Source organism: Spirulina subsalsa CS-330 (assembly GCF_028330765.1).
GTDB lineage: Bacteria > Cyanobacteriota > Cyanobacteriia > Cyanobacteriales > Spirulinaceae > Spirulina > Spirulina subsalsa_A.
The window spans coordinates 17,884-30,887 of record NZ_JAQMTY010000082.1 but is presented as its reverse complement, the minus strand read 5'-3'; the positions used below and the strand labels follow the sequence as shown (position 1 = coordinate 30,887).

Here is a 13,004-nt window from a genome sequence, read left to right as displayed (position 1 = left end):
GTCCTCCCCAACATCGCCGCCCCCCGCCATTACCAGCCGCGCTCCTCCCTCCCCATCTCCACCTCCAGCCTTCCCAAAGCCGACGTAGTCGAAGAATTAATTCGGGATTTACAAACCAGCAGCGGCGAAAAACGTCGGCAAGTGATCTGGAACCTCGCCCAACGCGCCGATTCGCGAGCCGTTCAACCCTTGGTGAATCTCCTCCTCGAATCCGATTCCCAGCAGCAAAGCCTCGTCCTCGAAGCCCTCTCCCAAATCGGCGTGCGCACCCTCAAACCCATGAACCGCGCCCTCGCCCTCTCCCTCCAAGACGACAACGCCCAAGTGCGCAAAAACGCCATCCGCGATCTCACCCGCATGTATGAACTCATCGCCCAACTCAGTCAACTGATCTACTGCGCCACCGACGACCCCGACCCCGATGTCCAAGCCACCGCCAAATGGGCCCTCAGACAACTCGGCCAAATCCGCACCCCCCCGAAAGATTAACCGTTATTCGCAGATATAGCACGAGCCAGAGCGGTTAGAACATTCAGAGACTCTGGAACAAGGGGCTTAAGCCCCTTGCCTGTCCTAACAAGGGGCTTAAGCCCCTTGCCTGTCCTAATCAAAGGCTCTGATCCGGATTTCGTGTGAGCAATGAGTCTTCATTCGGGTTTCTTCAATGTGAGGGCGAGTTGGTAGAGGTGGCGGCGGGGGTGGTGGGTGAGGTGGGCGAGGTGGCGGCTGGCTTGGGAGGGGGTCATGCCTTGGGTGATCAGGTCGTGGAGTTCGGCGGTGAGTTCGGTGTCGGTGCTGGGGAGGGGGGTGGGGGTGGCTCCGGCGACGATCAGGGTGAATTCTCCACGGGGGGGATGGGTTTCAAACTGAACGATCGCACCCTTGACCGAGCCGCGCCAAAATTCTTCATGGAGCTTGGTGAGTTCACGGGCGATCGCTACCTCGCGATCTGCGCCGAAACTCTGCGCCATCTCCGTTAGGGTGGCGAGGAGACGATGGGGGGATTCGTAGAAAATCAGGGTGCGGGGTTCGCCGGCGATCGCAGCAAGGCGATCGCGCCGCGCCTTGGACTTACTGGGTAAAAAACCCGCAAACACAAACTGATCCGTGGGCAACCCCGACACCGCCAACGCCGTGATCGCCGCCGTCACCCCCGGAATCGGCACGACGGGAAGCTGGGCCGCCACACAGGCCGCCACCAATTCATAGCCCGGATCGGAAATACCCGGCATCCCGGCATCACTGACAAGGGCGATCGCCTCTCCGCCTTGGAGCCGTGCGATTAATTCTGGGGTGCGGTGGTGGCGGTTGTGTTCGTGGTAGCTGATTTGGGGGGTGGTGATCTGAAAATGTTTGAGGAGTTTGCCGGTGTGGCGGGTGTCTTCGGCGGCGATACAGTCCACGCTTTGCAGGGTGGTCACCGCCCGGAAGGTCATGTCATCGAGGTTGCCGATGGGTGTGCCGACAAGGTAGAGGGTTCCGGTCATGGTGAGGGCGTGGTGGCTTGATTTTGCTCGGTGGCGATCGCCTCCATGACGGCCTCAAGATTGGCTTGGGCTGCGTCGTGGTCGGGATTTAATTCGAGGGCTTTTTGGAGGGCCACCATCGCTTCGGGATATTGCCCCAACAGTCGCCAGGTAATGCCAATCCCCGCCCAGAGATTCGCATCACTGGGGTTGAACTGGAGGGCTTGCTGATAGGCATCAATGGCGGCATCGTATTGACGGCTCGACATCAGGGCGAGGGCTTTGTTGTACCAGCCGAGGGCAGATTCCGGGTCGAGGGCGATCGCCGCATCCGCCGCACTAATGGCTTCCCCATAATTCCCCAACCGCCACAGCACCGCGCTCAGGTTCACCCAAATATCTTCGGCCTGTGGTTGCCCCCCAAGGGCCACATCCCCCACCAAGGCAGCGCGATAGGCGGCGGCGGCCTCCCCGAAGGATTCCAGGGAGACTAAAATCCGCCCTTGGTTGTACCAGGCGCGGGAGGATTGGGGATCGAGTTGGACGGCGTATTGAGTGGCGGCGAGGGCATCGGGATAGCGTTGCAACAGCCAGAGGATCACGGCACGGTTAATCCAAGCCTCGGTGTAGTCGGCTCGGAGGGAGATAGCGCGATTGACGGAGGCGAGGGCTTCTTCGTACCGGGCAAGACCGGCGAGGGAGTTGCCCCGTTGATTCCAGGCCAGGGCGGGGCCGTCTTCACCCCATTGGCGATCGCCCGCCTGCAAGGCTTGGTCACACACCGCCAACGCCTCTTCATATTGCCCCAACCGATTCATGCTCGTGCATTTATTCGTCAGCGCGTAGGCATAGTTTTCGGCAATGCCCAGGGCCCAATCGTGGGACGCGAGGGATTCCGTCTGCCGTCCCAAACGCCCCAACACGACCCCCTGCTCTGTCCAAGCCCGCTCATTGTCCGGGTCAAGGGCGAGGGCATCGTTATAGGCATCGAGGGCCCCTTGTAATTGCCCCATTGCCGCTAAGACGCGCCCCCGATGCAGCCACCCCAGGGCCGGGCTTTCCGTGCCCCAGCGATTGGCTTGGAGGGATTGATCGCAGGCGGCGAGGGCGGATTCAAAACGCTTGAGCTGGCCGAGGGCGAGGCAGCGGCCCGCGAGGGCGGGGGAATAGGCGGGGTCACTGCGGAGGGCCCAATCGTAGGATTCCAGGGCTTCGGCGATTTTCCCGGACTGACTGAGGGCAACGCCGCGATGATACCAAGCGATCGCTGGGGTTTCGTCCCGCCAATCCCCATCAATTTCTAGCCCATTTTCACAGGCGGTAATCGCATCATCGTTGCGGTTCAGGGCCGTCAGGGTGGCGCAGCGTTTGGCCAAAATCAGGGAGTCCGTCGGGTTTTGGCGCAGGGCCTGTTCATAGGACACGAGGGCTTCGGGAAAGCGATTCAGGGCAAAGAGGACATCGCCGCGATCGTTCCAGGCTTCGGGGTCTTCGGGAAAGAGTCCCACGGCCTGATCGCAGGCTGCGATCGCGCCTTCGTAGTCCGCTGAGACGCGCAGGGTCTGGCAGAGGCTGGCCCAATAGTCAAAGTCCACAAGCTTTTCTTGGGCATTCGTGGGGAGGGCGATCCCGATGAGGGTCATCCCCTGAAGTGCGATCGCCACCACACCAAGCCCCAAATCATAGCGTGCTCTCATCGTCCCTCTCCTCATGCGTCTTAATAGTTTTACTGTGCCTCCTCAATGGGAATCGTCAACGTCCGCATCCCACAAGGCGTTTCCGCACCGTCCGGTAAGCGCGTCCGACAGACAAAGGTATTCTTCAACACAGCCCCCTGCCAATCCGCTCCGGTTAAATCCACATCCGTGAGGCGGGCATTGGTGAAATCTGCCCCTTGGAGATTCGCCCCGCGCAAATTGGATCGATTGAGGAGCGCACCGCGAAAGTTCATCCCCGCGAGATTCGCCTCACTCAGATCCAGGTCTTGGACGCTACGACCTTCTGCCCCGCGACTGACCAAATCCGCCACCGTTTGCCATTTCGCATCCACCAAGGTTCCGGGTTCAAAGTTCACCCCCCGCAGGTTCACGAGTTCCAGTTTTGCCCCCCGCAAATCCGTGGCGGTGAAGCGGACATTGCCCAAATCACTGTCCCGCAGATTCGCTCCGCGCAGATCCGAGTTGCGAATTTCCGCGCCGAAAAAGTTGCTAGTTTGTAATGCTGCATTTTGCAAGTCCACGTAGTTGAGGGAGGTTCCGGGCCATTGGGATTCGGGGGCTTGGGCGGCTTGGGCGTTGACGATGAAGAGATAGGCCGCAGAAAAGTCGGTGGCGGTGAGATCAGCCCCGACCAAGTTGATCCCTTCTAGATTTGCGCCGCTAAGATCGACGCGGGCCAAATCGCGGCCGAGGATGCGATCGTTCACCAGTTCCCAAATTAAAAGATGTTTACTGTCGAGGACGGTTTCACTGTTGATCGTGGAGCCTTTGAGATTGGTGCGAAAGAGGGTGGCTTGTCCGAAGAATGCGCCGTTGAGGGTGGCATCTTTGAAGGTGGCGTTGCTGAGATCGGCTTCGACAAAGTTGGCTCCGGTGGCGTTGGCTCCTTCGAGATTGGCGTTGATTAAGCTGGCTTGGGGGAGGTTGGCGCGGGTTAGGTCGGTGTTTTTTAGGGTGCTGTCTTCGAGGTTGGTGGCGATCGCATCCACGGATTGCAAATTCCCACCGGTCAGATTCACCCGCTCTAAGTCCGCCCGGTCAAGGGTGGCATTTTCCAGATCCGCCCGGTACATATACACCCCCGGCAGCAGGGCCTCGGTCAGATCTGCCCCTGTCAAGTTGGCCGCCCCCAGGTTGGAATTGCGGAAATCAGCCCTCAACAGATTCGCCCCCAAGAGGTTAATGCCTTCGAGCTTGGCCCCTTTAAAATCGGCTTGGCGCAGATCCGCATCTTCCAAATCACCGCCCCGCAGATCCCGCCCCCCCAAGGGAGCCGATCGCAGATCACAGCCAATACAGCTTTTCGTGTCGATCACCTGGGCGAGGTGGGATTTTTTATAGGCCCAACTGGCGGCACTGTGGCAAAACAGGATCAGCAGGGCAGTGAGGCTAAACAAAAACAGCGATCGCAAGCGGCGCAACATAGGGGACTCCAGGCTCCTCAATATAGGGTGGGGGGCAGTTCCGACGGCGGTGGCGCATTCCGACCGGGGGGGACGGGCGGCGAACCCGTTCGGGGTGTGGGCAGGGGCGGCGCTTCATCGGACGGTGGTGCGGGCGGGCCCCCACCCGGTGCGCCCGGTGCAGCCGGGGGCGCTCCCGGCGCGGGTGCTGCCGCCGGTGCGCCCGGTGCGCCAGGCAATTCACCGGGAGCCGCTTCGACCAAGGTTTTTTCAATAGTGACGGTACGACTCACCGCATCCCCCGCCCCATTGGTGGCCTGGAGGGTAATCACCTCTGTGCCCGGCTCCTGACTGAGGGGATAGGCGATCGCCCCCACATTGGGCACACTGCCCGGCGAGGGCAAAAGTTCGACGGTAATATCTTCACTGCCGATCACCTCCCACCCAATCGTGAGGAGGAGCGGCTGACCGGCCCGCAACGCCAGCACATATTTCGGCAGCGCTTCTTCACCGTTGATCGTCAAGGCGGCAATCGTAATCGGAGCGGCGAGGACTTGAATCGGATCGGTCACCGTGGGTTGGGGGGGTTCTGGGGTGGGTTGGGTGGAAATGACGGTGAGTTCAAAGGTGTAGGTTCCCGGCCTGCGAACGGCGGTGGGGACGGATTGGCAGACTAATTGAGCGGCGGCGGGTTGATTGGGGACAGCGGGATCGGGGGGGGGCGTGGTGAACCCACAGACATCCGCGAGGGCGGCGGGGATGCCGTCTCGAAAATCGTAGGTGATCACGTCCGTCACGGGTACGCCTTCCCCATCACGACCCACGAGGCGGAGTTCTTTAATGTAGCGGGGAGCGGTAATCGACCAATTGAGCCGGATGCCATCGAAGGGCGGCGGCGGATCATCGGGTTGATCGGGTTGACGGGCGGCGGGAGTGGCGGGTTCCGGGGGATTGACGACGACGTTGGGGTCGCCGTTGGCATTGTGGGGGGGTTGAATGCTGAAGATCGGGGTTCTGAAGTTAATGGGACTCTCCGCCGGGGGGTCGTCGGGCGATGTGTCCGGACGGGTTGGGGATTGGGCGATCGCTGTATAGTTCGTCGCCGTCGCCCCAAACTGGATAACACGGGGAATGGGAATGCCGGTAATGCGGATGACGTTGGTTTGCTCTTTGGCGGCCTGGAGGGTGGTGCGCCAGATCCGACTCAGTAAGCTCCGTCGCCGTTGGGGAATGGGGGTCGCGGTCAATTCAAAAATATAGTCACCGGCGGCGCGGGCATCGGTGGGCACATTGGCGCAGAGCAGGACTTCTGCTAGGGTGCAGTAGTCCGTGAGGGCTTCCGGAATCCCCTCGGTGAAGTTGTAGGTGACGGCGCGGCTAAGAATTAACCCATCGGGGGACGCTCCTTCGACTTGGATCGTCATCAAGCGTTCGGGGTTGGCAATCTGCCAGTTGAGGCGCACAGCTTTGTTGTCTTCTTCGCTGTAGTAGTTGCGTTGGGGATAGAAGTCGAGAATATTGGGCGATCGCGGCGGCCGGGGTAAGAGCAGCCAAATCGTAAAAATCAAAACCCCCAACAGCCCCAACCCCGTCAGGATCACCAATAAAAATTGCCACCAGGGCCGACCATCCCACACCAACGTTCCGGCAAAGCGATCGTTGAGCAGGGGATGCTCATTGAGGTCTTCAAGCTCCAGGGCAAAATCAATCACCCGTCCATAAAACGGCTGTTTCCAGCGGTATTTCGGTGCAATTTCTAGGGTGATCGCCGCTGACCCGCCCGGCGGCAGAAAGACCTGTTCCGGTGACAGGGTGAAGGTGCAGACCGCCTCATCTTTGACACTGCTGATCTGGGTGCGAATGGTGCGATCGGTGTTGCCTTCATTACTGAGGAACAGCAGATATTGCCCATTCATTCTGCTGATATTGCCCACAATCACCACTAACTCAGTGGTGAGCAGATACACCGGCAACACCCGGAAATAGATCACATCGAGGAGGGCTAAATCCGGTTGATTGACCGAGCGGATGTAGATCGTCGGTGCATAGACCCCCGCCTTGGTGTCGGATGACGGTGTAATGATCAAGCGAATTTCCCCCTGATCATTGGGGTTGAGTTCTAGGCTGCTTTCGGTGGTGATGATGCCCCCCACGGACACACCCTCTTCATATTCAATCTCGTACCACGATGGGTCGAGATCCGGACAGACAAGGCGAAAGCGATCGACGCGATCGGAACGATTTTGCACCAAGATCAGCACCTCTAGACTCTGGCCGGGTTGGAGGGGAACCGGCTGGATCGCGGAGGTGGAGGGCTGAATCAGAAAGGTGGGATCACTAGCGAGGTGGACTTCCTGGACGTAGGGCTGCACTTGGATGCGTCCGTCGATCAGAATCGGGGTATCTTCGGGGTAGTGATCGGGGGCATCGATGACGAGGACGTAGGGGTAATAGCCCGGCGCGATGGTGAGGGGGAGTTGAATATCAAAGATGATCTCGCTGCTTTGGCGATCGCCCAGGGCCAAACGCTGTTCCGGATTGAGGCACCATTGCCGTACCGGTTGGGAGGTTTCGTCAATCATGACATTGACCAAGGGATTACGGCCCCCTTCATTGATCAGCGTCACACTCAAGGTACAACTGCCGCCTGCCATGGCCACAATATCCCCGGAAGGATTGAGGATAATCCCAAAAGGGCCCCCAATCGCATTAAGATGATTCCGCCGCGTCTCGGTCAGGTCTTCCATGGTCATGACTACTCTTCTCCTTGGGAGTGCGGCGGCAGATCACAACCCAGTTGGGGCAGAGGCTCCGCTGTGCTGACCCGCACTTGGGTGTCTTCACTGCCACTGGCAATCAGCAACACCTCCTGAATCCGTCGAATGGCGACGCTGCGCACCGTGGGATAGAGTTTTTCGCCCCAAAAGCGATTGCCTTGGCGGCTGGGAAAGGAGCGATCAATTTCAATGCCTTGGTTGTATTGGTTGGCGCGAGTACCGTTGGGATTGAGGGGCCACAACATCACACGACCATCGGCCCCACCGCTGACGAGGTAGCAGGCGTTAGCACTGAGGGCGACACTCTGCACAGCTTTGCCGCCATGGCCGTCGGGCCATTGATCCATGATTTCGCAGGGGCGATCGCTCGTCAGGCAGGTGTCTAAATTCCAGAGGGTGATCCAGCCTTGGTTATCCGCTGTGGCGAGGAGATGGGGACGAAGTTCGGCGCTGTCGATGCTGAGAATATAGTCGTCCTTGCCCCCGGCGCGGTAGGGCAGGGTTTCGATCGCATCGGTGCTTAACTCCCAGAGGACGAGTTGATTAAACCGACCAGCCACAGCCAACTGTTGATCCTCAGAATCGACAAAACTCAAGCCATAGACTGCAAAGTCGAATTGGCGCGATCGCTCCGGATCACGAAACCCCGCTTCTAAGCGGGCCAACTCCCCCCAATCATGCTCCACATCCCACTGCAACACCAAACCACTGCCATGGCCACTGTAAAGCCAGCGCGAATCCTGGCTATATTGCAACGCCAACACCCGGTCATCCTTGCGATAGAAAAAACTATCGAGCTGATCCCCCACCGACAACACATCCCAAATTTGAATGTCGCCGTTTTCTAAACCAGCCACCACCTGATTATTGTCCACCGGGCGATATTGCACCACCCGCACAGATTTCGCCGTTGCCCCCAGAATCCCCATATCCTGACGAATCCAGGGCACGAGAAAGCCCGGCACTTGCCAGAGCCGCACCGATTGATCCGTCGAGCCACTGATCACCTTATTCCCCAAGCCATCAAGGGCAACGGTGTTGACGGCGGCCTGGTGACCATAGTTGGAATTATTGGGATTCAGCCATGACAATGTCCAGAGGAAGTAAGCGAGCAGGGGAATCGCGCCCAGAAACATCCAGAGGGGAATGATCGGGGCGATCCGGAGTTTGATGTATTTTCGGCCGGGGGTGGAGGTTCCTAAGCGTTGGTCTGAAAGGATTGTGCCGATTTCTAGATTGCGGAGGCGGCGCAGCCCCAGGAGGGGACGGCGGGCTTTGACCTCCAGGGTCATCTCGCCCTTTTCGCCAGGGGCGATCGCCAACAGATCCGGGGTCATCTGGCAGCGAATCCCCTTTAATTCGTCACTGTTATGCCACTGGGCCCGTACTTCCTGCTTTAGGTTGCTGCTGTTATTCAGTTCCAGTTGATAGTGAACCGGGGGCGCATACCAACCCGGCAACCAACCCCACTTCGCCGGCACCAATCGCTCTTCCGGGGTGGTGCGAAAGAGGAGTTTACCGGCGGGGCTAACGTCGAGAGTGGCGATCGCCTCCGCCGGTGGCCCTTGGCTATGGGTGGCCGTAAAGGTGAGGGGATAGTCTTGGCTGACGGTCTGCACCATGTCGGGCAACTGACAAATAAACGTCACCGTCTCCTCTTGACCTGCACCAATCTCCACCTGCCGTTCACTGCCCTGCCGTAACCAACTGGCATTTAACCCCTGGAGGCGCACGGTGGCTAAGGTGGTCAACTGACTTGGGTTGACCACCTTCACCGGGATTTCGATCTGTTCGCCAGGGTCTGTACGAAAGTCTTGAATCGGCAGGCTCAGGTGTAGCGGAATCGGAATGTTACCCTGCTGCACATTGACACGAATCACCTCGCGGTCTTCATCGGGCAACTCCAAGGAAAACACCCGCACCGTAATGTTCATCAGCCCCACAAACCCCGGCACTGGACTGTCTAATAAGGTGATGTGGAAATGAGTGGTATCGCCTGGGGGCGTTTTAGAACTGACTTCGGGGGAAATTTGATACCAATCGGGACGGCGATTGCTGGTCGTGCCTGCGGCCTGCACTTCGAGTTGAAAGCCCGCAAAGACGGCACTGTCATTGACTACTTCCACATCAAATCCGGACGGCGGGCCACCGGGTTGAAAGTCAATTTCCTTGGGGAAAATGTGAGTATCAATTAAATTCTCTGCCATGGTTTAGGAGGAGGGTTGGGTCGAGGAGGAGCCAAAAATTCGGTTCATGCGACCGCGAATCCAGGTCAAGGGATTGGCGGTAAAGTTGGCAGCATCGTTGGCATCGGTCATGAGTAGATCCTGGCGGGATTCCAATTCTGCTTTGTGGGTATGGAGGGCTTGGGCAATTTGTTCCCCAATGTCTGGGTGCTGTTGCAGGAGATAGCGCAGCCCGGCTTGGCTGAGGCAAAACAGGGTGGTTTCCTGGGTTGTGCGCACGGTGGCGGTGCGTGGAATGCCGAGGAGGAGGGAGAGTTCACCAAAAAAGCTGCCGGGGGAGAGGGTGGTGAGAAATTTATCGAGGGCTTCGACGTAAATTTCTACTGCACCGGACAGGATTACGAAGAAGGAGTCGCCGGGTTCGTCTTCGCGAAAAATAATGGTTTTGGCCGGCAGGGTTTGGCGATCGCCCATGGCAATCAGGGTTTCAATCTCCGCCCTCCCCACATAGTGAAAGTAGGGAACCGTTTTTAACAGAGACGGGAGGTCAATGTCTTGATTCTGGCGGATGGTGGCGCGGTGCTGACGCGATCGCGCCAATAAACCCTCCACCGTCCCCAGATTGAGCGCACCGGGCTTGAGACTATCGTGCCGCTTTGCCTTCGCCATCTCCGCTTCGAGTTCGTCCATCTGTTCGCGCAAACTGGCCTGACTGGACATAATCACCTGGCCCATGCGTTGAAACACTTGGCTTAAGGTTCCCAGTTCATCTTGACGCTTGGCGATCGCATCGAGGGTAAAACTTTGAAAGGTATTGTTTTCGATCGACAGGGCCGCATTGTTGAGGCGTTCAATGGGAACGACAAGCCAACGCGCCACCACGAGTCCGAGGGCGATCGCAAACACCGCAATAATCGACCCAATCAAGACCGTTGAACGGGTATTCGCCAAAATAATATCCTGAAAATCCGTCTCCGGAATCGCCACCACCATCAGCCAATCCAAGCCTTGCTCATCCTGAAAAGGAACAATACCCACAAACTGCTTGACCCCATCGACCATCAAGGGGAAATACTCCGCCGTCTCAGCATTCGACCAGTCCCCCTCTAGATGCGCCTGAAGTTGTGACATCAGATTGGCATGATTGGGATTATCCAACTCAAGGGCCAAGACCCGTTCGGGATCATCACCGGTTTCCAGCGCCGTGGATTGCTCCGTTGAGGTAGCAATAATCTGGCCGTCACGATCCATCACAAACGCTTCCCCGGCGGGGCTAATATCCAAGGTCTGTAGAAACCCTTGGATATCCGACAGACTGACATCAATGGCAAAGACGGCATAAAGGGAGCGGTTTTGATCATAAAGCGGCGCGATCGCCGTGATGCCCAGTTCTGCTGTGGCGGCATAGGGATACACCTCGCTCCATCCCGTTTGGCCCGGCTCCAAGGCCAAAGCCGCTTGATACCAAGGACGCTCACGGGGGTCATAGATCCGAGTTTCGAGCAGATCCGTCGGTTCCCCCGCCCCATTGAGGCGATAGACCGTCAACTGAGGCGCAGTCTCCTCGCTACGGATTTCCAGGGAAGGACTGCCATCCGACCAGGGGAAAATCCCTAAAAAGTGACCGTTACTTTGACCCACATACAAATTATCCACAAGGTTCGGTTGGTTCGTCACATCCCACAGGCGTTGGATAATTGCGTCGGGGGTTTGAAATTGATCCGGGTTGAGGGCTGCTGTGGAGGCTTTCAGGGCCGATTGGGGTTTATCCATGACGGCCCGAAGATACTCTTTGATGGAGTCGGTTGTCCCCTGGCTAATTTTGAGCGCCAGTGTTTCCACGGCTTTGCGGCTATTGACATAGGAGAGAAAGCCACTCAAAACGATCGTGACGAGAATCGGGGTCACGATCAGGATCGGTAAGGTGCGACGAATGGAAAGAACAGGCATAGGGTCAGGCTCAAATTACTCCGTAATTTTTTCCAGGCTGGCGCTCAGGGGGTTGATCGCATCTTGAATCAGGGCAGGCGGCACGGAGACGTTAAAGTGCTGTTGCCATTCCATCAGTTGCTGTCGTCGCCAGGCGAAATGGAGTAGGTTGATGCCGAGTTCTTGGGTTTCGCGGAGGGTGGCTGTGCCTAGGGGGAAGGTGCGATCGCGCCGCCAAGCCGAGGTCAGATCCCCCAGAATGATCACAATTCCACCCCCGGCCGCCATGAAAATCGGCTGACCCTCAATCGTGGGCAGAAGTGCAAAGGTAAACGGTTCACACCGGAGTGGATGGGCGGTGCTCAAGATGGCCTGGACGGGGGTGTGAAATTGGGCCGCGAGATCCGCCACCACCGGATAGCTGACCTGAAGCTGGGCGAGGATCTGGTGTTGGATCGCTTGAAATTCCGTGGCCAGTTCGTGACGGACGGCGGTTAAGCTGGGGTCTTGTTCCGCTTCGGCGATCGCCCGCTGCAATTCCCCATACAGCACCATCGACTCGCTCAGGTCATCATCCCACTGCGTCAACTCCACACAGAGCAACTTACCCGCTTCCAAATGCCGACTCAGTCCCCCGATCTCCAATTCACTCCAGGGGCTTGGATTGCGGACATAGAGAAAATCACAGGTGGGGGGATGGTCTGGGTGGAGGCGGTGGGGCGTGCTATCGAGATGGCCGTTGAGGTGGGGGTATTGGTAAACAGCACTGGCGAGAAAATCCCCAAATGCCTGGAAATCAGGATCAGGGGTCTGCTCCCCCCGGCCCAGGACTAAACTGCCGTGGGGACGGGCGCGCACTAACACCCGCTGGAGCAAGTTGGGTTGGCTAATCTGGGGATGAAAGACATCCGGGGCATTTTGCAGCGTCACCGTTTTTCCACCCGATGGCAAGAGGAGCCGACAGAGTTCGATCTCGTTGGCGTGGGGGGCGGTGGTTTTTTCATCAATGCGGAAGGTTTCTTTGACCAGGGGGGAAACCGATTTCCGGGTCAGGGAATCGGGGTCTACATGGCGGATGGTGAGATAGACCGGTAGGGGCGTGGGGGTGAAGTTTTCCGAGGCGAGGCGGAAGGAAATCGGCTCCGTGACGACGATGAAATTACCGTGCAGATCGATCGCCATCCCCGGCTGAATTTCGAGCCAACGACCATCTTGATATTGCGATCGCACCTCCGTCGGTGCGACCATCACCCGCACCCCCAAACCATAGACAATGCCGGACTGATACAGGGATTGATAGTGAAAACTATGGCTTTGGCGATGGTACCGGTGGGCGAGTTGCCATCGCTCCGCATTCATCAGCAAACCATCGGTTACCTGTAACCGCTGAAACGGTTGTAGGGGTGGGGGAAACCAATCCGAAATCATACCTTTTGCTCCAACACAAACCTTGCACAATTACCACTGATGGGACTTTTAACTGTTGTGATCGCAGCGATCGCCCTTTATCCACTTTGATAAAGGG

General features: G+C 58.0%; 8 protein-coding genes. 1 reads left to right on the top strand and 7 read right to left on the bottom strand.

Going from position 1 to position 13,004, the window contains the following annotated elements; genetic code table 11:
• The coding region (locus PN477_RS05585; protein WP_272147059.1) for a HEAT repeat domain-containing protein at positions 1-489 on the top strand (489 nt) is incomplete at its 5' end.
• 158 nt (positions 490-647) lie between these two features.
• On the opposite strand, the gene rsmI is transcribed toward PN477_RS05585, so the two are convergent.
• The 7 genes from rsmI to PN477_RS05550 are packed head-to-tail and all read right to left on the bottom strand — an operon-like array spanning position 648 to position 12,907.
• Positions 648-1,487 carry a 16S rRNA (cytidine(1402)-2'-O)-methyltransferase gene (rsmI, locus tag PN477_RS05580; RefSeq protein WP_272121348.1) on the bottom strand — a complete coding sequence of 280 codons (840 nt, stop codon included), beginning with the start codon at positions 1,485-1,487 and terminating at the stop codon, positions 648-650.
• Positions 1,484-3,163, bottom strand: a complete 1,680-nt coding sequence (locus PN477_RS05575) for a tetratricopeptide repeat protein (RefSeq protein WP_272121349.1) — start codon at positions 3,161-3,163, stop codon at positions 1,484-1,486. The genes rsmI and PN477_RS05575 overlap by 4 nt, the downstream gene beginning before the upstream one ends.
• 29 nt (positions 3,164-3,192) lie before the next feature.
• Positions 3,193-4,608 carry a pentapeptide repeat-containing protein gene (locus PN477_RS05570; protein WP_272121350.1) on the bottom strand — a complete coding sequence of 472 codons (1,416 nt, stop codon included), beginning with the start codon at positions 4,606-4,608 and terminating at the stop codon, positions 3,193-3,195.
• Between the two features lie 17 nt (positions 4,609-4,625).
• A complete protein-coding gene (locus tag PN477_RS05565; RefSeq protein WP_272121351.1) occupies positions 4,626-7,340 on the bottom strand; it encodes a hypothetical protein in 2,715 nt (904 codons plus the stop codon).
• Between the two features lie 2 nt (positions 7,341-7,342).
• Complete coding sequence (locus PN477_RS05560; protein WP_272121352.1) at positions 7,343-9,571, bottom strand: WD40 repeat domain-containing protein; 2,229 nt, start codon at positions 9,569-9,571, stop codon at positions 7,343-7,345.
• Between the two features lie 3 nt (positions 9,572-9,574).
• The gene (locus PN477_RS05555) at positions 9,575-11,500 is read right to left on the bottom strand and encodes a cyclic nucleotide-binding domain-containing protein (protein ID WP_272121353.1); all 1,926 of its coding nucleotides are present in this window, start codon (positions 11,498-11,500) and stop codon (positions 9,575-9,577) included.
• Between the two features lie 15 nt (positions 11,501-11,515).
• Positions 11,516-12,907 (bottom strand): hypothetical protein, encoded by a 1,392-nt coding sequence (locus tag PN477_RS05550; RefSeq protein ID WP_272121354.1) that lies wholly within the window; start codon positions 12,905-12,907, stop codon positions 11,516-11,518.
• Between the last annotated feature and the right edge of the window lie 97 nt (positions 12,908-13,004).

Coding starts and splice junctions, on each gene's coding strand:
- PN477_RS05550 (WP_272121354.1), bottom strand. CDS start 12,907: ATGATTTCGGATTGGTTTCCCCCACCCCTACAACCGTTTCAGCGGTTA.
- PN477_RS05565 (WP_272121351.1), bottom strand. CDS start 7,340: ATGACCATGGAAGACCTGACCGAGACGCGGCGGAATCATCTTAATGCG.
- PN477_RS05570 (WP_272121350.1), bottom strand. CDS start 4,608: ATGTTGCGCCGCTTGCGATCGCTGTTTTTGTTTAGCCTCACTGCCCTG.
- PN477_RS05555 (WP_272121353.1), bottom strand. CDS start 11,500: ATGCCTGTTCTTTCCATTCGTCGCACCTTACCGATCCTGATCGTGACC.
- PN477_RS05575 (WP_272121349.1), bottom strand. CDS start 3,163: ATGAGAGCACGCTATGATTTGGGGCTTGGTGTGGTGGCGATCGCACTT.
- rsmI (WP_272121348.1), bottom strand. CDS start 1,487: ATGACCGGAACCCTCTACCTTGTCGGCACACCCATCGGCAACCTCGAT.
- PN477_RS05560 (WP_272121352.1), bottom strand. CDS start 9,571: ATGGCAGAGAATTTAATTGATACTCACATTTTCCCCAAGGAAATTGAC.